The sequence below is a fragment of the Photorhabdus namnaonensis genome, assembly GCF_001684335.1.
Lineage (GTDB): Bacteria > Pseudomonadota > Gammaproteobacteria > Enterobacterales > Enterobacteriaceae > Photorhabdus > Photorhabdus namnaonensis.
This window is the reverse complement of sequence record NZ_LOIC01000098.1, coordinates 1-407: the sequence shown is the minus strand read 5'-3', so window position 1 is coordinate 407 and position 407 is coordinate 1. Positions and strand designations below refer to the sequence as shown.

Below are 407 nucleotides of genomic sequence, written 5' to 3'. Positions count from 1 at the left end.
CGGGCTTGGGTTTTACTGCTACATCATCAGAAGGAGTATTCCATTGTGAATGCTTATAACCAGTGCTTGATGAGCGTACTGGCTTATGCTGATGGGGATGTCGATGTTGAAGGTTCTGTGAAACACTTTTTTAACCGGCAAATGGTGGATGTTTCAAAATTGCCCTATAAAGTGGAAGCATTGTCGGCAACGCCTGTCGTTTACGATGTGCCGTTTAGTAAACGTTATGCCCGGGTGGAGTTTGTTGATTCACAAGCGGGAAGCAACAAGCAAGGTGATACCAAACTGTTTTATGTTGCCAGTGAGAAAGATGTGATTGTTAGTTGGCGGGGAACCGCTAGCCTGGATAATTATCTGACTGATGCCACTTTCCAGCCATTGGCTTTAAGTTGCGATGATGACAAAGC

The 407-nt window shown here is 45.0% G+C and carries 1 pseudogene; it reads left to right on the top strand.

The annotated features are described in order from the left end of the window. Positions 1-407, top strand: a pseudogene (locus Phpb_RS22310) (lipase family protein); the annotation flags it as partial.